Source organism: Streptomyces sp. NPDC001381 (assembly GCF_042895685.1).
Taxonomy (GTDB): Bacteria; Actinomycetota; Actinomycetes; order Streptomycetales; family Streptomycetaceae; genus Streptomyces.
This window is the reverse complement of sequence record NZ_JBIAWO010000001.1, coordinates 419,082-443,677: the sequence shown is the minus strand read 5'-3', so window position 1 is coordinate 443,677 and position 24,596 is coordinate 419,082. Positions and strand designations below refer to the sequence as shown.

The window sequence follows — 24,596 nt, the reverse complement described above, 5'->3', positions numbered from 1 at the left end:
CCCGCTTCAAAGGTATGGGCAAACCCTGCCGCGGGCTCTAGCCGGACGGCCGGAATCCGCTGATGCTGCGCACATGACAGTCAAACTGATGCAGCGTCAGCTGACGAGACGTCAAATTCTTGGTATGGCCGCCCTCCAGACGGCGGCCACCCTCGGCTTCACCCGCATCGGCCTCCAGTCGGCCCGCGCGGACGAGCCCGCCGCGGTCGAGTCCGCGCCCGCGATCGTCATCGGCTCCGGCTACGGAGCCGCCGTCGCCGCCCTGCGCCTCGGCCAGGCCGGCATCCGCACGCTCGTCCTCGAGATGGGCCGGCTCTGGAACACCGCCGGCGCCGACGGCAGGATCTTCTGCAACACCGCCAGCCCCGACCAGCGCTCCATGTGGTTCAAGACCCGCACCGAGGCGCCGCTGGCCACCTTCCTCTGGCTGGACGTCGTCAACAAGGACATCAGCCCCTACCCCGGCGTCCTGGACCGGGTGCACTTCGACAACATGTCCGTCTTCGTGGGCCGCGGGGTCGGCGGCGGCTCCCTGGTCAACGGCTCGATGGCGGTCACCCCGCTCCAGTCCTACTTCGCCGAGCAGTTCCCGACCGTCGACGTCACCGAGATGTACAGCACGTACTACCCGCGCGCCCGCGCCATGCTCGGCGTCAACACCATCGACCCCGCCTGGTTCGAGTCGACCGAGTGGTACCGGTTCAGCCGCACCTCCCGGAAGGCCGCCGCCAACACCGGTCTGAAGACCACCTTCGTGCCCAGCGTCTACGACTTCGGCTACATGCAGCGCGAGGCCGCCGGCACCGCCGTGAAGTCCGCCCTCGGACAGGAGGTCATCTACGGCAACAACCACGGCAAGAAGAGCCTCGACAAGACCTATCTGGCGTCCGCGCTCGGCACCGGGAACGTCACCCTCCACACCATGGAGAAGGTGACCGCCATCAGCCGGGCGAGCGACGGCACCTGGCTGCTGACCGCCCAGCGCATCGACGACACCGGCGCCGTCGTCGAGACCAAGCAGTACGGCTGCACCTATCTGTTCCTCGGCGCGGGCAGCCTCGGCACCAGCGAACTCCTGGTCCGGGCACGGCAGACCGGCGCGCTCCCGGCGCTGGACGCGAGCGTGGGCACCGGCTGGGGCACCAACGGCAATGTGATGCTCGGCCGGGCCAACCACCTGTGGGACACGGTCGGCGCCAACCAGTCGACCATGCCGGTCCTGGGCATCGACGACTGGGCCAACGCCGACAACCCCGTCTTCGCCGAGATCGCCCCGCTGCCGACCGGCCTGGAGCACTGGGTCAGCCTCTATCTGGCGATCACCAAGAACCCCGAGCGGGCCGCCTTCTCCTGGACCAACGGCGCGCTCAGGCTGAACTGGAGCGCCGCCCAGAGCGCGGTCTCGGTGAGCATGGCGAAGAAACTCTTCGACCGGATCAACTCCGCCAACGCGACGATCTACCGGTACGACCTCTTCGGCTCGTCCAGCAAGATCTTCGCCGACGATTTCACGTACCACCCGCTCGGCGGCTGTGTGCTGGGCAGGTCCACCGACAACTACGGACGCGTGAAGGGGTATTCCAGGCTCTACGTCACCGACGGCTCGCTGGTGCCGGGCAACATCGGCGTCAACCCGTTCGTCACGATCACCGCCCTCGCCGAACGCACGATGGCGCGGGTCCTCGCCGAGGACACCGCACCATGATCGTGCCGCTCGCCTGACTACTTCGCGTAGATCGCCTCGATCTCCGGCGCGAAGTCCTTCGCCACGACGTTGCGCTTGAGCTTCAGCGACGGCGTGAGATGGCCCGAGTCCTCCGTGAACTGGGAGGAGAGAATGCGGAACTTCCGCACCGATTCCGCCTTCGACACCGCGGCGTTGCCGTCGTCGACCGCCGACTGGATCGCGGCCAGCAGGTCCGGGTCCTCGAGCAGCGACGCCGCGGTGGAGCCCGCCGGCTTGCCGTGATCGGCGGCCCAACGGCCCAGGAACTCCTCGTCGATGGTGACCAGCGCGCCCACGAACGGCCGCCCGTCGCCCACCACCATGCACTCCGCGACCAGCGCGTGCGCACGGATCCGGTCCTCGATCACGGCCGGGGCGACGTTCTTGCCGCCCGCGGTGACGATGATCTCCTTCTTGCGGCCGGTGATCCTCAGGTAGCCGTCCTCGTCGAGGGTGCCGATGTCACCGGTGTGGAACCAGCCGTGGGCCAGCGCCTCGGCGGTCGCGCCGGGGTTGTTCCAGTACTCCTTGAACAGGTGCTCGCCGTGCAGCAGCACCTCGCCGTCGTCCGCGATCCGCACCACCGAACCCGGCAGCGGCTGCCCGACCGTGCCGATCTTCTGCCGGTCCCAGGGGTTGAAGGCGGTGGCCGCGCAGGACTCGGTCAGGCCGTAGCCCTCCAGCACGGTGAAGCCGATGCCGCGGAAGAAGTGGCCGAGGCGCTCGCCCAGCGGCGCGCCGCCGGAGATCGCGTACTCGCCCCGGCCGCCGAGCACCGCGCGCAGCTTGCTGTAGACCAGCCGGTCGAAGACCTTGTGCTTGATCTTCAGACCGATCGACGGGCCGGACGGCGTGTCCAGCGCCTTGCTGTACGCGATCGCGGTGTCCGCCGCCTTGTCGAAGATCACGCCCTTGCCGTCCGCCTGCGCCTTGGCCCGGGCCGAGTTGTAGACCTTCTCGAAGACGCGCGGCACGCCGAGGATCAGCGTCGGCCGGAAGGCCGCCAGCTCGTCGGTGAGGTTCTTGATGTCCGGGACCGTGCCCAGCTTGATCGGCGCCATCATCGGAGCGATCTGCACCAGCCGGCCGAAGACGTGCGCGAGGGGCAGGAAGAGCAGCACGCTGCACTCGCCCGTACGGAACAGCGGACGCAGACGCTCGACGACGTTCCCGCACTCGGCGAAGAAGCTGCGGTGGGTGAGCACACAGCCCTTGGGCCGGCCGGTCGTACCGGAGGTGTAGACGATGGTCGCCGGGTCGTCGGCCTTGGCGAGCGAGCTGCGCTCCTCCACCGTCTGGTCCGCGACGTCCTGGCCGAGCCGCCCGAGCTCCTCGACACCGCCCGCCTCGATCTGCCACACGTGCTTCAGGGCGGGCAGCGAGTCGCGCACCGACTCGACGGCGGCCGCGTGGCCGTCCAGCTCGACGACGATCGCGGTCGCGCCCGAGTCGGAGAGGATCCACTGCACCTGCTCCGGCGAGCTGGTCTCGTACACCGGCACGCTGACCGCGCCCGCGCTCCAGATCGCGAAGTCGAGCAGCGTCCACTCGTAGCGGGTGCGCGACATCAGGCCGACCCGGTCGCCCGGCTGGACACCGGAGGCGATGAGTCCCTTGGCGGCGGCGTGCACCTCGGCCAGGAAGGCCGTGGCGGTCACGTCCTGCCAGACGCCGCCCACCTTGCGGGCGATGACGGCGACGTCAGGGTGCTGCGCGGCGTTTCTGCGGACGATGTCGGTCAGATTGCCGTCCGCAGGGACCTCGTACAAAGCCGGAAGGCTGAACTCGCGCAAGACTGCTGCTCCTCATAGGGCGCCGGCGCCACGACGTTGTGTGATGCGACGGTGCGGTCCACGGCTCGGGTGGCGCTCAGGGTTTCAACGGTTGAAATCCTGAGCACGACTGGACTGCCCGGACGTTACCCGCCGGTATGGCTTCTTTGACAGGGGGTCCCGACGAGATGTTCGCTGCGTCACACAGATTGGTGCTTTCCCGCGCACAGTAGTCCACCCCTTTACTGACTGGCCAGTAACCGCTATTCCCGTCGCCACTGTTCACGTATGCCGCACACGCCTACTCTTGATCGACATGGCATCCACACCCTCCGGTAACCGCAGGACACGCATCCACGTGGTCAGCGACGTGCACGGCAACGCCCGTGACCTGGCCCGGGCCGGAGAGGGCGCGGACGCCTTGATCTGTCTGGGCGACCTCGTCCTCTTCCTGGACTACGCCGACCACTCCCGCGGGATCTTCCCCGACCTCTTCGGCGTGGAGAACGCGGACCTGATCGTCGAGCTGCGCACCGCCCGCCGCTTCGAGGAGGCCCGCGAGCTCGGGCGCCGGCTGTGGGGCGGCATCGACGGCGACCGGGCCATGCTCATCGAACAGGCCGTGCGCAGGCAGTACGCCGAGCTGTTCCCGGCGTTCCCCACCCCGACCTACGCCACCTACGGCAACGTCGACATGCCCCAGCTGTGGCGGGAGTTCGCCGGACCGGGCACCACGGTCCTGGACGGCGAGCGGGTGGAGATCGGCGGCCGGGTCTTCGGCTTCGTCGGCGGCGGTCTGCGCACGCCGATGCGCACCCCCTACGAGATCAGCGACGAGGAGTACGCGGCGAAGATCGAGGCCGTCGGCGAGGTCGACGTGCTGTGCACCCACATCCCGCCCGAGGTCCCCGAACTCGTCTACGACACGGTCGCGCGCCGCTTCGAACGGGGCAGCCGCGCCCTGCTGGACGCGATCCGCCGGACCCGCCCCCGCTACGCCCTCTTCGGACACGTCCACCAGCCACTGGCCCGGCGGATGCGGATCGGCGCGACCGAGTGCGTGAACGTCGGGCACTTCGCGGGGAGCGGCGAGCCGTGGGCGCTGGAGTGGTGACCCGGCCGGGACCCGACGGTGACCTGACGCCGGGTGAACTCGGCAGGTCGGCCGCGCGGTAGCCTTCACGCTGCACACACGTACCTTTACGGGCCCGTATCCGGAGGAGTCACGGCGATGGCGGAACACACCAGCTCGAGCATCACGATCGAGGCGGCCCCGGCCGACGTCATGGCCGTGATCGCGGACTTCGCCCGCTACCCGGACTGGACGGGCGAGGTGAAGCAGGCGGAGGTCCTCAAGAAGGACGAGCAGGGCCGCGCCGAGCAGGTCCGCCTGGTCATGGACGCCGGCGCCATCAAGGACGACCAGGTCCTGGGCTACACCTGGACCGGCGAACACGAGGTGTCCTGGACGCTGGTGAAGTCCCAGATGCTGCGCCAGCTCGACGGCTCCTACCTCCTCAGGCCGGCCGGCGCGGGCGCCACCGAGGTCACCTACCAGCTGACCGTCGACGTCAAGATCCCCATGCTCGGCATGATCAAGCGCAAGGCGGAGAAGGTCATCATCGACCGGGCCCTGGCCGGGCTCAAGAAGCGCGTCGAGTCGGCGTAACCCGCGGGCAGACGTGCCGCCGGGGCGAGGGGGGTCCCCCGCCCGGGCGACGCCGGGAGCGGGGGAGGGCGGACCCGGGCGGCACCCCGCGCGCGCCGGGCCGCGCAGCCCACCCCCGGCACCGGGCCACGGCCCGACCCGCCCGCACTCCTCCGACGGTACGGTTCACCCCCATGCGCACCATCCTGATCACCGGCCCCGGCGGCAGCGGCCGGACGACCGTCGCGGCCGCCACCGCCCTCCACGCGGCCGCCGCGGGCACCCGCACCCTCGTCCTCAGCGCCGACCGCACCGACACCCTCGGCGCCGCGCTGGGGGCGCGGACAGGGGCGAAGCCGGTGCGCCCGGCCCCGAACCTCACCGCCTGGCGGCCCGACGCCACCGCCGGCTTCCGGGACGACCTCGCCGGCTTCCAGGAGCGCGCCTCCACCGTCCTCGACCTGCTCGGAGCCGCCCGGCTCGACCCCGAGGAGGTCACCCCGCTCCCCGGCGCCGGGGAACTGACCCTGCTGCGCGCGCTGCGGGACGCCGCCCTCGCCGAGGCGCACGACCTGCTCGTCGTCGACCTGCCGCCCACCGCCCAGGCCCTCGCCCTGCTCGCCCTCCCCGAGGAACTGCGCCGCTACCTGCGCCGCCTGCTCCCGCCGGAACGCCAGGCCGCCCGCGCCCTGCGCCCCGTCCTCGGCCGCCTCGCCGGGGTGCCGATGCCCGCCGAGTGGCTGTACGAGACCACCGCCCGCTGGGACGTGGAACTGGCCGCCGTGGAGGCGGTCCTCGCCGACCGCGACACCGCCGTACGGCTGGTCGCCGAACCCGGCCCGGCCGGGGCCGAAGCCGTCCGGGACGCCCGCCTCGGCCTCGCCCTGCGCGCGCTGCCCGTCGAATCGCTCGTCGCCAACCGCGTCCTGCCGGAGGCGGCGGCCGACGACGGATGGCTCGGCCGGCTGGTCACCCAGCAGCGCAAGGCCCTCGGGGAGTGGGGCGGCCCGGCGCGGACCGTCGCCCACCTGGGTCACGACCCCCGGGGCGCCGACGACCTCACGGCCCTCGCCGTGCCCCCGGTCGACCCGGACACCTCCCCGGTCGAGTGGCCCGTCGCCGACCGGCTCGCCGAGGACGGCGTGCTCGTCTGGCACATCCCGCTGCCCGGCGCCATACGGGACGAGCTGGACCTCGTCCGGCGCGGCGACGAACTCGTCCTCGCCGCCGGACCCTTCCGCCGTATCGTCCCGCTCCCCTCGGCCCTGCGCCGCTGCGCCGTCGGCGGCGCCTCCCTGCGCGACGGCGAGCTGCGCATCCGGTTCACGCCGGATCCCGGTCTCTGGCCGCGCGGACGGTGAACGGGATACCCCCGTTCGGGTAACGTCGGAGGGGACGACCCGTGATGAGGCGTCGTCCACCAGGAGCCATCAGGAGTCCGTCATGAGCGAAGAGCGCCCCACGCCCGACGCCGCCCGGGACGAGGCCGTCGCCGAGGAGCCCCGCGCGACCGACACCGACGCCTGGGCCACCGCCTGCGCCGAGGACCTGGCCCGGGAGAAGGCCCGTCACCGCGCCGAGCAGGGCCGGCCGGAGGGCTCGGCCGCCGAGGAACTGCGCAAGCTCGTCGACGCCGTCGCCGACAAGCTCTCCGGCATCCAGTCCCCGCTGCTCGGCGCGGTCGCGGGCGGCGCCGCCCAGCAGATGGTCCGCCAGGTCGTCCAGCAGGCCAAGGCCGCCGTCGAACCCGTCATCGAGCGCAACCCCGACGTCTTCGACCACCTCGCGGCGGCCGGCGGCGAACTGCTCGCCGCCTACCGCTCCGCGGTCCAGCACCAGGAACAGCGCTGGACGAGCCGCACGCAGGACCCGCGCGACGAGCACGACCCCCGCGACGGCGGCGAGGGAACCGGCCCCGGACAGCGCATCGACCTGGACTGACCCTCGAGGGCGAGCCCCCCGTGCCGTCCGGCCTGTCCGCCGGGCGGACGACGCGAATCCGACGGCAGTGGCTCGGGTACCGTTGGCCGTAGCGGGGCTCGACCGAAACTGAGGGATTCATGGGACTCACCATCGGCGTCGACATCGGCGGCACGAAGATCGCGGCCGGCGTGGTCGACGAGGAAGGCAACATCCTCTCGACCTTCAAGGTGCCGACCCCCACCACGCCCGAGGCCATCGTGGACGCCATCGCCTCGGCGGTGGAGGGCGCCCGCGCGGGCCACGAGATCGTCGGCGTGGGCATCGGAGCGGCCGGATACGTCAACCGGCAGCGCTCCACCGTCTACTTCGCACCCAACATCGACTGGCGCCAGGAACCGCTGAAGGACAAGGTCGAGGCCCGCGTGGGCCTTCCGGTCGTCGTCGAGAACGACGCCAACGCCGCCGCATGGGGCGAGTACAAGTTCGGTGCCGGCAAGGGCCACCGCAACGTCATCTGCATCACGCTCGGCACCGGCCTCGGCGGCGGCATCATCATCGGCAACAAGCTGCGCCGCGGCCACTTCGGCGTCGCCGCCGAGTTCGGCCACATCCGCATGGTCCCGGACGGCCTGCTGTGCGGCTGCGGCAGCCAGGGCTGCTGGGAGCAGTACGCGTCGGGCCGGGCGCTGGTGCGCTACGCCAAGCAGCGCGCCAACGCCACCCCCGAGCACGCCGAGGTCCTCCTCGGCCTGGGCGACGGCACCCCCGACGGCATCGAGGGCAAGCACATCTCCATGGCCGCCCGCCAGGGCGACCCGGTCGCGGTCGACTCCTACCGCGAGCTGGCCCGCTGGGCCGGCGCCGGCCTCGCCGACCTCGCCTCCCTCTTCGACCCCTCCGCCTTCATCGTCGGCGGCGGTCTCTCCGACGAGGGCGAACTGGTCCTCGACCCGATCCGCAAGTCCTACAAGCGCTGGCTGGTCGGCGGCAACTGGCGCCCGGTGGCCGACGTCATCGCGGCCCAGCTGGGCAACAAGGCGGGCATGGTGGGCGCGGCGGACCTGGCGAGAGAGCCGGATCCCATCATGTGACGGCCGGGGGGCCGACCGCTGAGGGGCGCGGGGCTGTGTCACCATGCGGCTCCGCCGCGTGGGCGCGACTGACCACGGACAACCGTCAGTCGCGTACAAACCTCGCGCCCCGCCGCATCGGGCGTAAATTGATCCACATGCCGCAGCTCCCCAACTCCCGCACCGAGTCCGACGGTTCGGTCGTCATCCGGGTCATGAGCTACAACATCCGCTCGATGCGCGACGACACCGACGCGCTCGCCCGCGTCATCACCGCCTGCGCCCCCGACCTGGTCCTCGTCCAGGAAGCCCCTCGCTTCTTCCGCTGGCGCAAGAAACTCGCCCGCCTCGCGGCCGCCTCCGGCCAGGTGATCCTCACCGGCGGCGGCACGGCGGCCGGGCCGGCCGTCCTGTGCTCCCTGCGGGCCACGGTCGAACGCACCGAGGACGTCCTGCTCCCCCTCACCCCCGGCGAGCACCGCCGCGGCCTCGCCACCGCCGTCGTCCGCATCGGGGGCGCCCGCCTCGGAGTGATCAGCTGCCACCTCGGCCTCCGCGAGGACGAGCGGTACGACCAGGGCGGCATGCTGCTCGACCGCCTCGCCGGCCTGGGAGTGGAGCACGCCGTCGCCGGCGGCGACCTCAACGAGAGGCCCGGGGGCCGCACCTTCGGCCTGCTGTCCGGCACCCTGCGGGACTGCCGCACCACCGCCCCCTGGGGCGCCGGGCACACGTTCCCCTCCACCGCGCCGGACCGCCGTATCGACGCGGTCTTCGTCACCAAGGGCGTGGAGGTACTGGGCTGCGGCGTGCCCCTCGGCCTCCCCGGTGTCACCGAGAACGACCTGAGGGCGGCCACGGACCACCTCCCGGTCCTCGCCGCCCTCACCGTCCCGGCCGCCTAGGGCCTGTTGCGAAAGCGGCGCCTGCCGCGCTTGCGCAACAGGCCCTAGACGACCGCTCCCCGCCCCGGGTCCCCGTCGTCCTCGTCGTCCGGGCGCATCCGCACCACCAGGGTGGCGAAGCCGCCGAGGAAGCCGCCGATGGAGACCGTCGTCAGCCACCACGTCATGTCCCAGCCGAGCAGCACCGCCAGCAACAGCAGCAGCGGCCCGCCGATCACCCCGAGCCAGGCGAACTTGGCCGTGGTGTCGGCGGCCGGCAGCGGCGGCGGCTCCGGCGGCACGAAGTGACCCTCGTCGTCCTCGTCGAAGTCCTCCTCGGCCGGCTCCGGCGCGGTGTGGTCGCGGGGGCCCACGCCGGGCGCGAAGGAGACGGAACTGCCCAGCGGCTTGGCCGGTTTCGGCTCCTGTTCCTCACCCGGGTCACGGGGTTCGTCCTCGTTCGTCCTGGACTCCAGGAGCGCCAGGTCCTCGACCGACTTGAACGGCTTGGCCCCCGGCGGGTCCGGCGGCTCGTCGCCGTACCCCGCGACGATCGCCGCCCACGCGGCCTCCTCGTCGAAGGGCACGCTCTGCTCCTCCGGCTCCCGGCCCCGGCGGGCATCCAGGCCGTCCCGCTCCTCCCGGTTCTCCCGGTCCTCGCGGTCGGAGTCGTGCTCAGCCACCTACGGCCGTCCCTTCCTTGCCGACACTGGGCGCGATCCGGGCGATGAACGCGTAGCTCTCCTCGAAGATCCGGTCCGCATCGTGGTCCAACGTTGCCACGTGGTAGCTCTGTTCCAGGAGGATCTCGGTCACGTCCACGGACGACACCCGGCTCAGGACCCGGGCCGAGTCGGCGGCCGGAACGACATGGTCCTGGACACTGCGCAGCAGCAGCAGCGGCTGCGTGACCTGCGGAAGCTCTCCGTCGACCTGCCGCAGAAAGCCCCGCAGGGAGTGCGCCGACCGCAGCGGCACCCGCTCGTAGCCCGTCTCCACGACACCCTCCTTCGCGATGTCGCTCACGATCCCCTTCGTCGACCGCACGAAGTGGTGGGCCACCGGCAGCGCGTACGCGGACAGCCCGTGCACCCGGTTCGCCGGATTCACCACGACGACACCTCCGACGCCCTCGCCGTGCTTCGCGGCCAGCCGCAGCGCCAGGGCGCCGCCCATGGACAGCCCGGCCACGAACACCCGGGAGCACCGCTCGCGCAGGGCGCGCAGCTCGCGGTCCACCTCCGCGTACCAGTCGGGCCAGCCGGTGAGCGTCATGTCCTCCCAGCGCGTGCCGTGACCCGGCAGCAGGGGCAGTGAGACGGTCAGACCCCGGTCGGCCAGGAACCGGGCCCAGGGGCGCAGCGACTGCGGGGAACCGGTGAAGCCGTGGCAGAGGAGGACCCCGACCTCCCCGCCCTCGTGGCGGTACGGCTCGGCTCCAGGAAGGACCGGCACCTTCGGTCTCCTGTCTTCGTCTGTTCATGGTGGGAGGGACGTGTGCTTCACGGTACGCGACCGCACCGACACCGACCAGGGCCGTCGGAGCCTTTGCCGCCGCTCCGGGTTAAGGTCTGAGGACACATACAGGAGGCACTCGGGTGTTGTACGGCGCGATGAAGGTCGCTATCGGGGGACCGCTGAAGGTCACCTTCAGGCCCTGGGTGGAAGGCCTCGAGAACATTCCCGCCGAGGGGCCCGCGATCCTGGCGAGCAATCACCTGTCGTTCTCGGACTCGTTCTTCCTGCCGGCGGTCCTGGACCGCAAGGTCACGTTCATCGCGAAGGCCGAGTACTTCACCACACCCGGCGTGAAGGGCCGGCTGACGGCCGCCTTCTTCAAGGGCGTCGGCCAGCTCCCGGTGGACCGCTCCGGCGCGCGCGGCGCCGGCGAGGCCGCGATCAGGAGCGGCATAGAGGTGCTGGAGCAGGGCGAGCTGTTCGGGATCTACCCGGAGGGCACCCGCTCGCCCGACGGCCGCCTCTACCGGGGCAAGCCGGGCGGCCTCGCCCGGGTGGCGCTCGCCAGCGGCGCGCCCGTCATCCCGGTCGCGATGATCGACACGGAGAAGATCCAGCCGCCCGGCAAGGTGATGCCCAAGCTGATGCGGCCCGGCATCCGCATCGGCAGGCCGCTGGACTTCAGCCGGTACGAGGGCATGGACCACGACCGTTTCGTGCTCCGCGCGCTGACGGACGAGGTCATGTACGAGATCATGAAGCTCTCCGGCCAGGAGTACGTCGACATGTACGCGACCGCCGCCAAGCGGCAGATCGCGGAGGCGGCGAAGGCCGGGAAGGAAGCGGAGAAGGCCGCGAAGGCGGCGCTCGCGCAGGCCGAGAAGGATCAGGCCAAGAAGGAAAAAGAGCAGTAGGCGGCGCTCCGGGGGCGGGGGGACGGGTCGGATGGCCAGGCGCGAGAGAGTCATGAGGATGTCGGTCGAGCTGCCGCTGTGGCGTGCGCTCACCGGCTACCGGGTGCTGACGATGCTGTACGCGGTCGGCCTGTTCGCCGCCGCCTACGACGACTACGACCGGCCCCGCGTCGCCGTCGCCTACTTCGCCGTCCTGTTCGTCTGGACGCTGGCCACCGTGCCTCGGGTGCAGAACGCGGTGGCCTGCACCAAGCGCTTCCTCGCCGTCGACCTGGCCGTCGCGCTCACCGGCATCGTCCTCACCCCGTTCGTCGTCACCGACCGGCACATCCTGGCGGGCGGACCCACCCTGCCCTCGATCTGGACGGCGGGCTCGGTCCTCGCGTTCGCCATCAAGGGCGGCTGGCGCTGGGCCGCGTTCGCCTCCACGCCCGTCGCCGCCGCGAACCTGATCGAGCGCGGCCATCCGGCCCGCGACACCGTCCACAACGTGATCCTCGTCTGGGTCGCCTCCATCGCCATCGGCTACGTCGTCGAGGTCGCCCGCGCCTCCGAGCGCACCCTCGCCCGCGCCCTGGAGATCGAGGCCGCCACCCGGGAGCGGGAGCGGCTGGCCCGGGACATCCACGACGGTGTGCTCCAGGTGCTGGCGATGGTGCAGCGGCGCGGCGCGGTCATCGGCGGCGAGGCCGCCGAGCTGGGCCGGCTGGCCGGGGAGCAGGAGGTCGCGCTGCGCACGCTGGTCTCCGGCGGGCTGGTACCGGTTTCCCGGGTGTCGGAGGACGCAGCCGAGGGGGCCGTCGTCCGCCTGGTCGACGAGCCGGAGGAGAGCGACGGTCCGCTCGACCTGCGCACGCTGCTCGCCCCGTACGCCGCCGCGCGGGTCAGCCTCGCCGAGCCGGGCGCGCCGGTGCTGCTGGAGCCGGCCGCGGCCCGGGAGCTGGCCGCGGCCGTGGGCGCGGCCCTGGACAATGTGCGCAGGCACGCCGGGGAGGACGCCCGGGCCTGGATCCTGGTCGAGGACGAGCCCGACGAGGTGATCGTCTCGGTACGGGACGACGGGCCCGGGATCCCGGAGGGGCGGCTGGCGCAGGCCGAGGGCGAGGGGCGGCTCGGGGTCGCCCAGTCGATCCGGGGCCGGCTGCGCGACCTCGGCGGCCGCGCCGAGCTGATCTCGACTCCGGGGCAGGGCACGGAGGTCGAGCTGACGGTACCGAAGGAACACGCGAAGCGGGGGAAGGCAGGACTGCGATGAGCCAGGACCAGGGCGGACAGGCCGGGGCCGGCGGGCCGATCAAGGTCATGGTGGTCGACGACCACCCCATGTGGCGGGACGCGGTCGCCCGGGACCTGGCCGCGTCCGGCTTCGACGTGGTCGCCACCGCGGGCGACGGCGAGCAGGCGGTGCGCCGCGCCCGGGCCACCACGCCCGACGTGCTCGTCCTCGACCTCAACCTGCCGGCCAAGCCCGGGGTGCAGGTGTGCAAGGAGGTCGTCGCCGCGAACCCGGCGCTGCGCGTCCTCGTGCTCTCCGCGAGCGGTGAGCACGCCGATGTGCTGGAGGCGGTCAAGTCCGGTGCCACGGGCTACCTGCTGAAGTCGGCGTCCACGGAGGAGCTGCTGGACGCGGTGCGCCGCACGGCGGTCGGCGACCCGGTGTTCACCCCCGGCCTCGCCGGACTGGTCCTCGGCGAGTACCGCCGTCTGGCCTCCGACCCCGGTCCCGCGTCCGGCGGGGACGAGCCGGACGCGCCCCGCCTCACCGACCGGGAGACCGAGGTGCTGCGGCTGGTCGCCAAGGGGCTGAGCTACAAGCAGATCGCCGAGCGCCTGGTCATCTCCCACCGCACGGTCCAGAACCATGTGCAGAACACCCTCGGCAAGCTCCAGCTGCACAACCGGGTGGAGCTGGTGCGGTACGCGATAGAACGCGGCCTGGACGACGCGTAACCGCCCGGCGGGGCCCTCCGTGCCGCTAGTGTCGCGGCAGGGAGCGTTCGCCCCGTCGCGACGCCCGGCACGCCCTCTCGCCGCACCGGCCGAAAGCCCAAGTACATCCAGTACGAGAGCTTCCGGCCGGTACGCCGAGAGCACGCACCGGACGCCGCTCCTTGACGGGCGAACGCTGCCTGCCGCGGCACCAGCGTGGGGCCGGGAAGCGGAGGACCGGTGGAGGGGGACCTGCATGCGTGTCGGAGTACTGACCGGAGGCCGCGACTGCCCGGGGCTCAACGCCGTGGTGCGGGCCGTCGTCCGTAAGGGCGTACAGGAGTACGGCATCGAGTTCGTCGGCTTCGTCGACGGCTGGCGCGGCCCCCTGGAGGGCGAGACCGTCCCGCTCGACATCCCGGCGGTGCGCGGCACCCTGCCGCGGGGCGGCACCATCCTCGGGTCCTCGCGGACGGACCCGCTGCGGCAGCCGGACGGTGTCCGCAGGATCCGGGACAACCTCGCCAAGCACGAGGTCGGGGCGCTGATCACGATCGGCGGCCGGGACACGCTCCGCACGGCCGCGCGCCTGGCGGCCGACCACGGGCTGCCCTGCGTCGCCGTGCCCAAGACCATCGACAACGACGTGCCCGGCACCGACTGCACCCTCGGCTTCGACACCGCCGTCGGTGTCGCCACCGAGGCGATCGACCGGCTGCACACCACCGCCGAGTCCCACAAGCGGGTGCTCGTCGTCGAGGTGATGGGCGGTGAGACGGGCTGGATCGCCCTGCGCTCCGGGCTGGCCGGCGGCGCGAACGTCGTCCTCATCCCCGAGCAGCCCTTCGACATGGACCAGGTGTGCGCCTGGGTCACCTCCCGTTTCCGCGCGTCGTACGCGCCGATAGTCGTGGTCGCCGACGGGGCCGTACCCCGGGACGGCTCGGTGGCGCTCGGGCCGCGGCCGGGCTCCGGGGCCGGCGCGGCGCGGCTGTCCGGGGTGGGGGAGTGGCTGGCCGGGGAGATAGAGCGGCGGACCGGGAAGGAGGCCCGCACCACGGTCCTCGGGCACGTCCAGCGCGGCGGCAGCCCCAGCGCCTTCGACCGCTGGCTCGCCACCCGCTTCGGCCTGCACGCCGTCGACGCCGCGCACGAGGGCGACTTCGGCACGATGGTCGCCCTGCGCGGCACGGACATCGTGCGCGTACCGCTGGCGGAGGCGACGGGGCCGCTGAAGAGCGTGGACCCGAGGCTGTACGCCGAGGCGGGCGTGTTCTTCGGCTGACGTCCGGGCGGCTCCGGCCGGCGCCCCGCACGGGCCCCGTCCCCGTATAGTCGCCAGAGTCGGACAAATGCACCCAAACGTTGCGGAGGGCCTTGTGGAGATCCTCGTCTTCGGTGTGCAGGCCGACGAGAAGCCCCTGATCGAGCGGGCTTTCGCCGGCCACCACGAGGTCCGCTGCGTGGACGTCTTCCTCAACGAGGACACCGCCCCCATCGCGGCCGGCTACGAGGCCGTCTCCACCAGCGTCAACGCCGTCCTCGACCGCCATGTCCTGAACATCCTGGCGGCCGGCGGGACCAGGATGATCGCCCAGCGCTCCACCGGCTTCAACAACATCGACCTCGCCGTCGCCGAGCGCCTCGGCATGACGGTCGCGCGGGTGTCGTCCTACTCGCCGTACGCGGTGGCCGAGTTCGCCTGGACCCTCGCCCTGGCCGTCAACCGCAGGATCGTGCGGGCCGCCGTCCGCACCCGCGACTTCGACTTCCGGCTGGACGGACTGATGGGCCGGGACCTGCACGGCCGCACCGTGGGCGTGCTGGGCACCGGAAAGATCGGTGAGGCCTTCACCCGGATCGCCCACGGCTTCGGCATGCGCCTGCTCGGCTGGGACGTCGCCGAGAACCCCGCCTGCATGGAACTCGGCATGAAGTACGTCGCCAAGGAGCGGCTCCTCGCCGAGTCCGACCTGGTCACCCTGCACGTCCCCCTGATGCCCGAGACCCGGCACCTCGTCGACGCCGACGCCCTGAAGGCCATGAAGGACGACGCGATCCTGGTGAACTCCAGCCGCGGCGGACTGATCGACACCACGGCCCTCGTCGCCGAGCTGCGCGAGGGCCGCTTCACGGGCGTCGGCCTGGACGTCTACGAGGCGGAGGCGGGCCTGTTCTTCCAGGACAGGTCCCTGGAGGCCGTCGACGACGACACCCTGGCCCGCCTCGTCACCTTCCCGAACGTCCTGGTCACCTCCCACCAGGCGTACTACACCGAGGACGCCGTCGGCCAGATCGTCGACGCCACGGTGCGGAACGTCCTGGACTACAAGGCGGGCCGCCGCTCGGAGAACGTGCTCGTCCCGCGCACCTGAGCCACCAGCTCCCGTACGACCGAGGCCCCGTCCAGCGTCAGCACGGACTCCGGGTGGAACTGCACCCCGGCGAACCCGGCGCCCCGTACCGCGTGCACCTCCCCGTTCTCAGCCCGGCTCACCTCGACGCCGTGCGCGGTGAGCTCCGCCAGCGCCTCGTCGTCGCAGCGGGCCACGAAGCTGTTGTAGAAGCCGACCGTCTCGGGCCGCCCGAACAGGTCGATCTCCGTCTGCGCCCCCTGGTACGGCACCTCCTTCCGCACGATGTCCAGCCCCAGCTCCGCCGCGATCAGCTCGTGGCCGAGGCAGACGCCGAGCACACCGTGCCGGTGCCCGCGGAGCACCACGGAGGTCAGCTCCCGCAGGAAGCGCATCTTCGGGTCGGTCGGGTCGGACGGGTCACCGGGGCCGGGGCCCAGCACGAGCGGCCCCTCGTGCGCGAGCACCGCCTCCCGCAGCCCGGCCTCGTCGTAGCGCCGGACGGACACCTCGAGGCCGCTGGAGCGCAGCACGTGCGCGAGCATCGCGGTGAACGTGTCCTCGCCGTCGACGACGAGCGCGTGCCCGGTGAGGTCGTGCGTCCGCTCCTGCATCCGCAGCCAGAACGGCGCCAGCGAGGCCCGCCGTCCGTCCAGCGCGGCCCGCACCCGGGGATCGTCGGCCAGCCGGAGACCGGTGTGCTCAGACCGGGGCCTGCCCGGCCGTACGCCGAGGGCCGCCAGCACCCCGGCCGCCTTCGCGTGCGTCTCCGCGACCTCGCCCGCCGGGTCCGAACCCCGTACGAGCGTGGCGCCGACCGGCACCCGCAGCCGCCCGGCCGCGTCGATGTCGGCGGTCCGGATGAGGATGGGGGAGTCGAGGGTCTGGGCGCCGCCGGAGTCCCTGCCCAGCAGCGCGAGGGCGCCCGCGTAGTAACCGCGCCCGCCGACCTCGTGGCGCTCGATGACCCGGCAGGCGTTCTGGACCGGCGAGCCGGTCACGGTCGCCGCGAACATCGTCTCCCGCAGGACCTCCCGGGCGTCCAGCGAGGACTTCCCGCGCAGTTCGTACTCGGTGTGCGCGAGGTGCGCCATCTCCTTCAGCCGGGGCCCGATCACCACCCCGCCCATGTCGCCGACCGTGCACATCATCTTGAGCTCCTCGTCGACCACCATCGACAGCTCCTCGATCTCCTTGCCGTCCGCGAGGAAGCCGAGCAGCTGCTCCGGCGAGGGTCCCTCGGCCGGATAGCGGTACGTTCCGCTGATCGGGTTCATGACGACCGTGCCGCCGGACATCCGCACATGCACCTCGGGGCTGGCCCCGACGAGCGTCCGCTCCCCGGTGTGCACGACGAACGTCCAGTAGGCGCCCCGCTCGCCTTCGAGGAGCCGCCGGAAGAGGGCCAGGGCGTCCCCGCGGGAGAACCCCGGGATCTCACCCTCGTACGTCCGGCGGATCACGAAGTTCGCGCCCTCGCCCCGCCCGATCTCGTCCCGCAGCACCCGCCCGACGATCTCGGCGTACTCCTCGTCGGCGACGTCGAAGCCCCCGCCCTCGACCCGCACGTCATGGGCGGGGAGCCGGTCCAGCGCCTCGGCGAGCGGGATGGTGTGGCGCTCCTCGGGGACGAGGACGGACAGCGGCGTGCCGTCGTCGCGGACGTCGAAGCCGCGCTCGCGGATCTGGCGGAACGGCACGAGGGCCAGACCCTCGTCGGGGAGGTCGGCGAGACGGTCGTACGTGGCGACCGGGCCGATCAGCAGCTCGACCGTGTGCTCGTCGTGGCCGGGCGTACGGCGGCGCAGGAGGGCGAAGGGACGGGTGTCGTGCGGCAGGTCCTGAAGGTTCATCGGTCGGGGTCTCTCTCGCTGGGAGGGGGAGAGGAACGACCCCGGGAACACCGAAGGCCGCCCCTCGGGCGGCCTTCGCGAAGTCTTGCGTACGCGCAGTCAGTGGGCCGCCGGATGAGCGGTCCACCACCAGTTCTGGGTCGAAAGCGCGAACATGCGCCGCACCCTACCCCATGGGCGGCGGGTCGCGTCCACAGGTGAGCGGGACACCGTCTCACCTGTCGAGCCGGGAGAAAACGACGCGACACGACCCCGTAATGTTGAGGGCGTGACCGTGAACGCTAAGACCAGCCCCGGCGCTGGCAACACCTGGCGAGACCTGCCCGCGGCGCAGCAGCCCGAGTACCCCGACCCCGAGGCTCTGCGCGCAGTCGTTGCGGAGCTGGAGTCGTATCCGCCGCTCGTCTTCGCGGGCGAGTGCGACCAGCTGCGCGCCCGGATGGCGGCCGTCGCCAAGGGAGAGGCGTTCCTCCTCCAGGGCGGCGACTGCGCCGAGGCCTTCGACGCGGTGTCCGCCGACCACATCCGCAACAAGCTCAAGACGCTGCTCCAGATGGGCGCCGTGCTGACGTACGCCGCCTCGGTGCCGGTCGTGAAGGTCGGCCGGATCGCCGGCCAGTACTCCAAGCCGCGTTCCAAGCCGACCGAGACCCGCGACGGCGTCACCCTGCCGACCTACCGCGGCGACTCCGTCAACGGTTTCGACTTCACCGAGGCCGCCCGCGTCCCGGACCCCGAGCGCCTGAAGCGCATGTACCACGCCTCGGCGTCCACGCTGAACCTGGTGCGTGCCTTCACCACCGGCGGCTACGCCGACCTGCGCCAGGTCCACGCCTGGAACCAGGACTTCGTGAAGTCGTCCCCCTCCGGCCAGCGCTACGAGCAGCTCGCCCGGGAGATCGACAACGCGCTGAACTTCATGCGGGCCTGCGGGACCGACCCGGAGGAGTTCAAGACCGTCGAGTTCTACTCCTCGCACGAGGCGCTGCTGCTGGACTACGAGTCGGCGCTCACCCGCGTCGACTCCCGCACCGGGCAGCTGTACGACGTCTCCGCGCACATGGTGTGGATCGGCGAGCGCACCCGCCAGCTGGACCACGCGCACATCGAGTTCGCCTCGAAGATCCGCAACCCGATCGGGATCAAGCTCGGCCCGACCACCACGGCCGAGGACGCGCTGCAGTACATCGAGCGCCTCGACCCCGACCGCGAGCCCGGCCGGCTGACCTTCATCGTCCGCATGGGCGCCGACAAGGTCCGCGACAAGCTGCCCGAGCTGGTCGAGAAGGTCACCGCCTCCGGCGCGGTGGTGGCCTGGGTGACCGACCCGATGCACGGCAACACCTTCGAGGCGGCCTCGGGTCACAAGACCCGCCGCTTCGACGACGTGCTCGACGAGGTCAAGGGCTTCTTCGAGGTCCACAAGGCCCTCGGCACCCACCCGGGCGGCATCCACGTCGAGCTCACCGGTGACGACGTCACCGAGTGCGTCGGCGGCGGCGACGAGATCTTCGTCGACGATCTCCACCAGCGCTACGAGACGGCCTGCGACCCGCGTCTGAACCGCAGCCAGTCCCTCGACCTGGCGTTCCTCGTCGCGGAGATGTACAGGGACCAGTGACGGTCGCGTCCGTCACCGGGACATGAAGTGGGGCGCGGATCACATACGATCCGCGCCCCACTCCACTTTTGCACTTCCGGCAGCCCGGGTAAGGTTAGGTTTGCCTCACCGGTCAACGGGACGGCATGAGTCATCGATCCCGGCGGGAGGTGGATCCGCGTGTACGTCTGCAGCTGCTTCGGTGTGACCGAGGCGCAGGTCCAGCAGCACGCGGAGGACGGCGCCTGTACGCCCCGCCAGATCGCCTCCGCCTGCAAGGCCGGCACCGACTGCGGCTCGTGCGTACGCCGGATCCAGGCGATCCTCGGCCGGGGCGCGTGCCCCCGCCGCGAGCAGGCCGACCAGGGCCGGCCGCTCCTCTCCGGGCTCGAACGGCTCGACGAGGCGGCCTAGGGCCTGTTGCGCCCTAGCCCTCAGGCTGCTCGATCAGCTGTGCGATGTAGAGGGCCTCGCCGAGCTTCTCCAGCAGCTCCAGCTGGGTGTCGAGGTAGTCGATGTGGTGCTCCTCGTCCGCGAGGATCGACTCGAAGATGTTCGCCGACGTGATGTCGCCCTTCTCCCGCATCACCTTGATGCCCCGCCGCAGCCGGTCGATCGCCTCGACCTCGATCTGCCGGTCGGCCTCGAACATCTCCTTGACGGTCTGGCCCACGCGCACGTGGAACAGGCGCTGGTAGTTGGGCAGCCCCTCCAGGAACAGGATCCGGTCGGTGAGCACCTCCGCGTGCTTCATCTCGTCGAAGGACTCGTGCCGCGTGTACTTCGCGAGCTTCGTCCAGCCGAAGTTCTCCTGCATCTTGGCGTGGAGGAAGTACTGGTTGATCGCGGTGAGCTCGGCGGTGAGCTGCTCGTTGAGGAACTCGATGACCTCGGGGTCGCCCTGCATCGCAGAGGCTCCTTCCACGTGGGGGTCGGGAGGTTGCCGCCGCATGATTTCACCGGCGTAGAAGATCGTCCAGTAAGTGTGTACTTAGTAAGTTGGTGCATGCTTAGCCGGTGTTGCCCGATTCGGGACCTGGCCGGTCATGGGCACTGTGTCGGGTCTGTCAGGATGGAGACATGGGTCAGCCGGTGGAGCGCGAATCTGGGGAAGCAGCACCGTCCGAGCTTCCGCCGGGGCAGCGACTGCAGCGGGGCTGGCCGGTCACCCACTACGGTCCGGTCCCCAAGTTCCGCGCCGAGCGCTGGGAGTTCCGGGTCTTCGGCGCCACCGCCGACGGTGAGAAGCGCTGCTGGAACCACGAGGAGTTCACGGCCCTGCCGTACACCACCGTGGTGGCCGATCTGCACTGCGTCACGAAGTTCAGCATGCTCGGCGCCGAGTGGGGCGGCATCCCGGCCCGGACCGTCCTGGAGATCGCCCCGCCCGCCGCCGACGTCACCCATGTGATGGTGTGGGCGGAGTACGGCTTCAGCTCCAACCTGCGCCTCGCGGACTTCGCCTCCGAGCGCACGATCTTCGCCACCCACAAGGACGGCGAGCTCCTCACCGCCGAGCACGGCTTCCCGGTCCGCCTGGTCGTCCCCCACCTCTACGCCTGGAAGGGGCCCAAGTGGGTCCGCGGTGTGGAGTACATGACCGCCGACCGCCGGGGCTTCTGGGAGGAGCGCGGCTACCACAACATCGGCGACCCCTGGCAGGAGCAGCGGTACTCCTACCAGGAGGAGCCCGGGGACGGCCCCGAGCTCTGACTCCCGGTGCCCACGCCCGTCAGTGGTGGTACCGGTGCACCACCGCGTGCCCCTTGCCGCGCCCGATCATCCACTTGTTGACCGGCACGGTGACCACGAAGGCGATGACCAGCGAGATCGCGAGCGAGGCCCAGAACAGGACGTCGGCGAGCTCGGCGTCCATCGCGTCCGGCCACAGCGCGATCACGCCGTTGTCGATCAGCTCCATCACCGCGATCGACAGCGTGTCCGCGGCCAGCGCCACCCGGAGGGCGGCACGGAAGCCGAGGCCGGCCTTCAGGACCCCGCGCAGGGTGAGCGAGTAGCCGAAGAAGAAGGCCAGGACGATCGCCAGGACCGTGGTCGGCACATTCCCCCAGCCGAGCGCCGTGCCGATGACCATGCCCAGCACCTCGCCGATGGCGCAGCCGGTGAGGCAGTGGAGGGTGGCCTGCGCGGCCGTGGCCCAGGTGCTGCCGTCGGCCGGCGCGTGCCGGTGGTGAGCGTGTGCCGTGTGCGCCTCGTGCTGCATGATGCCCCCAATGTCGGACTACGGTTCCTGCACCGGTCGGAACCGTATACCCCCCAGGGGTATTCCCGAACGGGTCACATCTCGCGGAGTTTCTTCAGCCGCTCCACGTCCGCCGCATGCCCCTCCTTGCCGCCGGGGGTCTCGATGACCAGTGGGACGCCCTCCGTGGCCGGGTGGGTCATCAGGGCACGGAACGGGTCCTCGCCTATGTGACCGGCGCCGATGTTGGCATGCCGGTCCTTGTGAGCGCCCACCACGTCCTTGGAGTCGTTGGCGTGGATCAGCTTCAGCCGGCCCTCCCCGACGGTGTCCACCAGCAGGTCGAGGGTGCGGTGCATGCCGGACGGGCCGGTCAGGTCGTGCCCGGCGGCGAACACATGACAGGTGTCGAGGCAGACGCCGAGCTTCGGATGGGCGTCCAGCGCCTCGAAGTACGGCCCGAAGTCCCAGGTCCGGGAACACAGGGAAGCGCCCTGCCCGGCGGTCGACTCCAGGAGCAGGAACGGGTCGTCGTCATGGGTCAGCTCGTCCAGCAGCGGCAGCAGACGCTCCCGCACCTGCCGCAGCGCCACCGACCGCTCCCGGCCGCCCGTCGCGCTCCCCGTGTGCACGACCACTCCCAGGGCGCCGATCGCGCGCCCCCGGCGCAGCGAGTGCCGCAGCGACTCCACGGACCGCTCCACCGTCGCCTCGGTGTGCGAGCCGAAGTTGATCAGGTACGGCGCGTGGACGTACGCCGGGATCGACTCCGCCGCGCAGACCTCCCGGAACGCCTCGTCCTGCGCCGGGTTCCCGGCCGGGGTGGCCCAGCCGCGCGGGTTGGCGACGAACACCTGGACCGTCTCGGCCTTCAGGTCATGGGCGTACGACAACCCCACGGAGTGCAGTCCGCCGGCCACGGGGACATGGCCGCCGACGGGATTGCGGGAGGGGAAGGGGCGTTTCTGACTCACCCGTTCAGGGTGTCATGCCCCTGGACCCGCCCCGGCACCGCCCGATCACCGGATGGTGATCGTGATCGTCGACCCCTTGGGCGCGGTCCCGCCGCCCTCCACCGACTGGCTCTTCACCGTGTCGCCGAACAGCCCGAGCAGCCCGCGGTCCTCCTCCACCTCGAACCCGGCGGCCTCCAGCGCGTCCTTCGCGTCGCCGACGCTGTCGCCGACCACGTCCGGGACCTCGACCATCTCCGGCCCCTTGGACAGGGTCAGCGTCACCGTGTCGCCCTCGGCGACCTGCTTGTCCGCGTCCGGCGACTGGGCGGCGACCTGGCCCTTGTCGAACTCGGAGGTGATCTCCTCCGAGGAGACCTCCACCTTCAGGCCGGCCTCCTCCAGCTCGGCCCGGGCGTCCTCCAGGTCCTCGCCGGTGACGTCCGGGACGTCGACCGGGCTGCCCTTGCTGACGACGATCGCCACCGCCGAGCCCGCGCGCCGCTCTACGCCCGCCTCGGGGCTGGTGCTGACCACGAACCCCTTGATGACGTCACTGCTGAACTCCTCGGTGACCAGCCCCGGCTCCAGGCCGTCCGACTTCAGCAGCTCCTTGGCCTTGTCCAGCCGGGAGCCCGTCAGGTCCGGCACCTTCACGGTCTGCGGGCCGTTCGAGACGGTCAGCGTGACCGAGTCGTGCTTGCGGATCCTGGCGCCCGGCTCCGGGTCCGTGCTGATGACGCTGCCGCGCTTGATCGTGTCGCTGTAGGCGTGCTCGACCTTGCCCACTTCGAGGCCGGCCGCCTCCAGCCGCTTCTCCGCCTTCGCCTGGGACTGCGTCAGCACCGCGGGGACCTTGGTGAACTGACCGGAGTTGATGTACCAGACGCCCGCGCCCACCCCCAGCACCAGCAGCACGACGGCGAGGACCGCGAGCATTCCGCCCCGGGGCCGCCCGGTCCGGCGCCGGGGCGGCAGGGGCGGAGGGCTCTGCAACCGGGACGTGCGGTGGACGGAGCCGTCGTCGCCGGGGAGGTCGTCCTCGTTGACCGGCAGCGGTCTGGGCACGGTCAGCGAGCGGGGGATGACGCTGGTGCGGTCCTCGGCGTTGTCGTGCGCCGCGGACACGGCCTGCGGGGGCAGCGCGTCCAGCTGTTCCTCGCTCAGCGCGCCCCGCGCGTCCCGCACCTGTCCGAGGAACGCGGCGGCGTCGTACGGCCGGACGGCCGGGGTGCGGGCGGTGGCCGAGGCCACGAGCTCGTCCAGGACGAGGGGCAGCCCCGGCACGGCGGCGGAGGGCGGCGGGACATCCTCGTGGAGATGCTTGTAGAGCACGATCGCGGGGGAGTCGCCCTCGTGCGGCTTCTCACCGGTGAGCATCTCGTAGAGCACGACACCGCACGCGTACACGTCGACGCGGGCGTCGGCGGCACCGGACTGCTCGATCTGCTCGGGCGCGAGATACGAGACGGTCCCGAGCACGGCCCCGGTGGTACTGGTCACGGTGTCCACGGACCGCACCAGCCCGAAGTCCGCGACCTTGACCCGCCCGTCGTCCCCTATCAGCACGTTCTCGGGCTTCATGTCCCGGTGCACGAACCCGGCCCGGTGCGCGGCGCCGAGCGCGGCGAGCACGGGCTCCAGGATGTCGAGCGCGGCCCTCGGCTGGAGCGCCCCGCGCTCGCGCAGCACGTCACGCAGGGTGCACCCGGCGATGTACTCCATCGCCAGATACACGTACGACCCGTCCGCGCCCTGGTCGAACACCTGGACCACGTTGGGATGCGCGAGCCGAGCCACGGACTTGGCCTCACGGATGAACCGCTCGACGAACGACCCGTCGGCCGCGAGCGCCGGGTGCATCACCTTGAGCGCGAGCACACGGTCGAGGCGGGTGTCCACGGCGCGATAGACCGTGGCCATCCCGCCCACCGCGATGCGCGCGTCGACGCGATACCGACCGTCGAGCACCTGCCCGACCAGAGGGTCCTGAAGGGTCGTGTCCACGCAGCGAGTCTACGAGCCACCACCGACACCTCTACGGCTTCCACCCCTTCGGAGCAGGACTGCAGCCGACCTGTGACGCGAACCCCACCCCGGATCCGCGGACACCCCCGCGAAAGCCACCCCCACCCCCCCACCAAGGAAAGCCCCCCGCCCGCCCGCCCGAAAGCCGCCGACACACCGGGCGCGCCCGCGACGGGCCGGCGAACGGCGGTCGGGGGCACTGGGGGGCGGCGTCGGTGGTCGGGGGCCGGGCGGGCTCGCGGTATCCGGGAGACGGCCGTCGGTAACCGGGCGGGCCTGCG

24 protein-coding genes are annotated in these 24,596 nt (G+C 71.6%); 15 read left to right on the top strand and 9 right to left on the bottom strand.

What is annotated here, in order from left to right; genetic code table 11:
• Positions 1-124: 124 nt before the first annotated feature.
• Positions 125-1,705 carry a GMC oxidoreductase gene (locus tag ACFY2L_RS02030; protein WP_390655799.1) on the top strand — a complete coding sequence of 527 codons (1,581 nt, stop codon included), beginning with the start codon at positions 125-127 and terminating at the stop codon, positions 1,703-1,705.
• A 17-nt stretch (positions 1,706-1,722) separates the two neighbouring features.
• Here ACFY2L_RS02030 and ACFY2L_RS02025 read toward each other — a convergent pair whose 3' ends face one another.
• The gene (locus ACFY2L_RS02025; RefSeq protein ID WP_390821259.1) at positions 1,723-3,519 is read right to left on the bottom strand and encodes an AMP-dependent synthetase/ligase; all 1,797 of its coding nucleotides are present in this window, start codon (positions 3,517-3,519) and stop codon (positions 1,723-1,725) included.
• A gap of 337 nt (positions 3,520-3,856) precedes the next feature.
• Between ACFY2L_RS02025 and ACFY2L_RS02020 the strand changes: the two genes are divergently transcribed.
• The 6 genes from ACFY2L_RS02020 (at position 3,857) to ACFY2L_RS01995 (ending at position 9,044) form a co-directional block, all read left to right on the top strand.
• Positions 3,857-4,612: a metallophosphoesterase gene (locus tag ACFY2L_RS02020; protein ID WP_390656193.1), complete on the top strand. Its 756-nt coding sequence runs from the start codon at positions 3,857-3,859 to the stop codon at positions 4,610-4,612.
• Between the two features lie 117 nt (positions 4,613-4,729).
• Positions 4,730-5,167, top strand: coding sequence for an SRPBCC family protein (locus ACFY2L_RS02015; protein ID WP_390655801.1), 438 nt, complete (start codon positions 4,730-4,732; stop codon positions 5,165-5,167).
• Positions 5,168-5,340: 173 nt separating this feature from the next.
• A complete protein-coding gene (locus ACFY2L_RS02010; protein ID WP_390655802.1) occupies positions 5,341-6,507 on the top strand; it encodes an ArsA family ATPase in 1,167 nt (388 codons plus the stop codon).
• Positions 6,508-6,589: 82 nt separating this feature from the next.
• Complete coding sequence (locus ACFY2L_RS02005; RefSeq protein ID WP_390655803.1) at positions 6,590-7,087, top strand: DUF5304 domain-containing protein; 498 nt, start codon at positions 6,590-6,592, stop codon at positions 7,085-7,087.
• 119 nt (positions 7,088-7,206) lie between these two features.
• Positions 7,207-8,160: an ROK family glucokinase gene (locus ACFY2L_RS02000; protein ID WP_390655804.1), complete on the top strand. Its 954-nt coding sequence runs from the start codon at positions 7,207-7,209 to the stop codon at positions 8,158-8,160.
• A 137-nt stretch (positions 8,161-8,297) separates the two neighbouring features.
• Complete coding sequence (locus ACFY2L_RS01995) at positions 8,298-9,044, top strand: endonuclease/exonuclease/phosphatase family protein (RefSeq protein ID WP_390655805.1); 747 nt, start codon at positions 8,298-8,300, stop codon at positions 9,042-9,044.
• Between the two features lie 44 nt (positions 9,045-9,088).
• Here ACFY2L_RS01995 and ACFY2L_RS01990 read toward each other — a convergent pair whose 3' ends face one another.
• Positions 9,089-9,706 (bottom strand): hypothetical protein, encoded by a 618-nt coding sequence (locus tag ACFY2L_RS01990; RefSeq protein WP_390655806.1) that lies wholly within the window; start codon positions 9,704-9,706, stop codon positions 9,089-9,091.
• A complete protein-coding gene (locus ACFY2L_RS01985; RefSeq protein WP_390655807.1) occupies positions 9,699-10,478 on the bottom strand; it encodes an alpha/beta hydrolase in 780 nt (259 codons plus the stop codon). Before ACFY2L_RS01985 ends, ACFY2L_RS01990 begins: the two co-directional genes overlap by 8 nt.
• Positions 10,479-10,636: 158 nt before the next feature.
• Between ACFY2L_RS01985 and ACFY2L_RS01980 the strand changes: the two genes are divergently transcribed.
• The 5 genes from ACFY2L_RS01980 to ACFY2L_RS01960 all read left to right on the top strand — a co-directional run bounded on the left by ACFY2L_RS01980 (position 10,637) and on the right by ACFY2L_RS01960 (position 15,699).
• Positions 10,637-11,395, top strand: a complete 759-nt coding sequence (locus tag ACFY2L_RS01980; protein ID WP_390655808.1) for a lysophospholipid acyltransferase family protein — start codon at positions 10,637-10,639, stop codon at positions 11,393-11,395.
• Between the two features lie 31 nt (positions 11,396-11,426).
• On the top strand, positions 11,427-12,650 hold the full coding sequence (gene macS / locus ACFY2L_RS01975; RefSeq protein WP_390821258.1) for a MacS family sensor histidine kinase: 1,224 nt from the start codon (positions 11,427-11,429) through the stop codon (positions 12,648-12,650).
• On the top strand, positions 12,647-13,345 hold the full coding sequence (locus ACFY2L_RS01970; RefSeq protein ID WP_390821257.1) for a response regulator: 699 nt from the start codon (positions 12,647-12,649) through the stop codon (positions 13,343-13,345). Before macS ends, ACFY2L_RS01970 begins: the two co-directional genes overlap by 4 nt.
• A 235-nt stretch (positions 13,346-13,580) precedes the next feature.
• The gene (locus ACFY2L_RS01965) at positions 13,581-14,609 is read left to right on the top strand and encodes a 6-phosphofructokinase (RefSeq protein WP_390821256.1); all 1,029 of its coding nucleotides are present in this window, start codon (positions 13,581-13,583) and stop codon (positions 14,607-14,609) included.
• 94 nt (positions 14,610-14,703) lie between these two features.
• Positions 14,704-15,699, top strand: coding sequence for a 2-hydroxyacid dehydrogenase (locus ACFY2L_RS01960; protein WP_390656194.1), 996 nt, complete (start codon positions 14,704-14,706; stop codon positions 15,697-15,699).
• On the opposite strand, the gene ACFY2L_RS01955 is transcribed toward ACFY2L_RS01960, so the two are convergent.
• Both ACFY2L_RS01955 and ACFY2L_RS01950 read right to left on the bottom strand, forming a co-directional pair.
• Complete coding sequence (locus ACFY2L_RS01955; RefSeq protein ID WP_390821255.1) at positions 15,651-17,531, bottom strand: anthranilate synthase family protein; 1,881 nt, start codon at positions 17,529-17,531, stop codon at positions 15,651-15,653. The two genes, ACFY2L_RS01960 and ACFY2L_RS01955, sit on opposite strands and share 49 nt — an antisense overlap.
• A gap of 99 nt (positions 17,532-17,630) precedes the next feature.
• Positions 17,631-17,687: a trp operon leader peptide gene (locus ACFY2L_RS01950; RefSeq protein WP_078912442.1), complete on the bottom strand. Its 57-nt coding sequence runs from the start codon at positions 17,685-17,687 to the stop codon at positions 17,631-17,633.
• Positions 17,688-17,799: 112 nt separating this feature from the next.
• Between ACFY2L_RS01950 and ACFY2L_RS01945 the strand changes: the two genes are divergently transcribed.
• Together ACFY2L_RS01945 and ACFY2L_RS01940 are read left to right on the top strand one after the other, a co-directional pair.
• Positions 17,800-19,152: a class II 3-deoxy-7-phosphoheptulonate synthase gene (locus tag ACFY2L_RS01945; RefSeq protein WP_390655813.1), complete on the top strand. Its 1,353-nt coding sequence runs from the start codon at positions 17,800-17,802 to the stop codon at positions 19,150-19,152.
• A 159-nt stretch (positions 19,153-19,311) separates the two neighbouring features.
• Positions 19,312-19,545 (top strand): bacterioferritin-associated ferredoxin, encoded by a 234-nt coding sequence (locus tag ACFY2L_RS01940; protein ID WP_390655814.1) that lies wholly within the window; start codon positions 19,312-19,314, stop codon positions 19,543-19,545.
• 13 nt (positions 19,546-19,558) lie between these two features.
• Here the strand turns inward: ACFY2L_RS01940 and bfr are convergent, their stop codons facing one another.
• The gene (bfr, locus tag ACFY2L_RS01935) at positions 19,559-20,038 is read right to left on the bottom strand and encodes a bacterioferritin (protein ID WP_390655815.1); all 480 of its coding nucleotides are present in this window, start codon (positions 20,036-20,038) and stop codon (positions 19,559-19,561) included.
• Positions 20,039-20,211: 173 nt separating this feature from the next.
• On the opposite strand from bfr, the gene ACFY2L_RS01930 reads away from it, so the two are divergent.
• Positions 20,212-20,844: a sulfite oxidase-like oxidoreductase gene (locus ACFY2L_RS01930; RefSeq protein WP_390655816.1), complete on the top strand. Its 633-nt coding sequence runs from the start codon at positions 20,212-20,214 to the stop codon at positions 20,842-20,844.
• Positions 20,845-20,863: 19 nt separating this feature from the next.
• On the opposite strand, the gene ACFY2L_RS01925 is transcribed toward ACFY2L_RS01930, so the two are convergent.
• The 3 genes from ACFY2L_RS01925 to pknB all read right to left on the bottom strand — a co-directional run bounded on the left by ACFY2L_RS01925 (position 20,864) and on the right by pknB (position 24,294).
• Complete coding sequence (locus tag ACFY2L_RS01925; RefSeq protein ID WP_390655817.1) at positions 20,864-21,355, bottom strand: DUF4396 domain-containing protein; 492 nt, start codon at positions 21,353-21,355, stop codon at positions 20,864-20,866.
• Positions 21,356-21,429: 74 nt separating this feature from the next.
• Complete coding sequence (locus ACFY2L_RS01920) at positions 21,430-22,308, bottom strand: deoxyribonuclease IV (protein WP_390655818.1); 879 nt, start codon at positions 22,306-22,308, stop codon at positions 21,430-21,432.
• Positions 22,309-22,353: 45 nt separating this feature from the next.
• Positions 22,354-24,294, bottom strand: coding sequence for a Stk1 family PASTA domain-containing Ser/Thr kinase (gene pknB, locus ACFY2L_RS01915; RefSeq protein ID WP_390821254.1), 1,941 nt, complete (start codon positions 24,292-24,294; stop codon positions 22,354-22,356).
• Positions 24,295-24,596: the final 302 nt, after the last annotated feature.

What these genes read in the sequence shown, in the direction of transcription:
- ACFY2L_RS02030 (WP_390655799.1), top strand. Translation starts at nt 125, where the DNA reads ATGGCCGCCCTCCAGACGGCGGCCACCCTCGGCTTCACCCGCATCGGC.
- ACFY2L_RS02015 (WP_390655801.1), top strand. Translation starts at nt 4,730, where the DNA reads ATGGCGGAACACACCAGCTCGAGCATCACGATCGAGGCGGCCCCGGCC.
- ACFY2L_RS02010 (WP_390655802.1), top strand. Translation starts at nt 5,341, where the DNA reads ATGCGCACCATCCTGATCACCGGCCCCGGCGGCAGCGGCCGGACGACC.
- ACFY2L_RS02005 (WP_390655803.1), top strand. Translation starts at nt 6,590, where the DNA reads ATGAGCGAAGAGCGCCCCACGCCCGACGCCGCCCGGGACGAGGCCGTC.
- ACFY2L_RS02000 (WP_390655804.1), top strand. Translation starts at nt 7,207, where the DNA reads ATGGGACTCACCATCGGCGTCGACATCGGCGGCACGAAGATCGCGGCC.
- ACFY2L_RS01995 (WP_390655805.1), top strand. Translation starts at nt 8,298, where the DNA reads ATGCCGCAGCTCCCCAACTCCCGCACCGAGTCCGACGGTTCGGTCGTC.
- ACFY2L_RS01980 (WP_390655808.1), top strand. Translation starts at nt 10,637, where the DNA reads ATGAAGGTCGCTATCGGGGGACCGCTGAAGGTCACCTTCAGGCCCTGG.
- macS (WP_390821258.1), top strand. Translation starts at nt 11,427, where the DNA reads ATGGCCAGGCGCGAGAGAGTCATGAGGATGTCGGTCGAGCTGCCGCTG.
- ACFY2L_RS01970 (WP_390821257.1), top strand. Translation starts at nt 12,647, where the DNA reads ATGAGCCAGGACCAGGGCGGACAGGCCGGGGCCGGCGGGCCGATCAAG.
- ACFY2L_RS01965 (WP_390821256.1), top strand. Translation starts at nt 13,581, where the DNA reads ATGCGTGTCGGAGTACTGACCGGAGGCCGCGACTGCCCGGGGCTCAAC.
- ACFY2L_RS01955 (WP_390821255.1), bottom strand. Translation starts at nt 17,531, where the DNA reads ATGAACCTTCAGGACCTGCCGCACGACACCCGTCCCTTCGCCCTCCTG.
- bfr (WP_390655815.1), bottom strand. Translation starts at nt 20,038, where the DNA reads ATGCAGGGCGACCCCGAGGTCATCGAGTTCCTCAACGAGCAGCTCACC.
- ACFY2L_RS01930 (WP_390655816.1), top strand. Translation starts at nt 20,212, where the DNA reads ATGGGTCAGCCGGTGGAGCGCGAATCTGGGGAAGCAGCACCGTCCGAG.
- ACFY2L_RS01925 (WP_390655817.1), bottom strand. Translation starts at nt 21,355, where the DNA reads ATGCAGCACGAGGCGCACACGGCACACGCTCACCACCGGCACGCGCCG.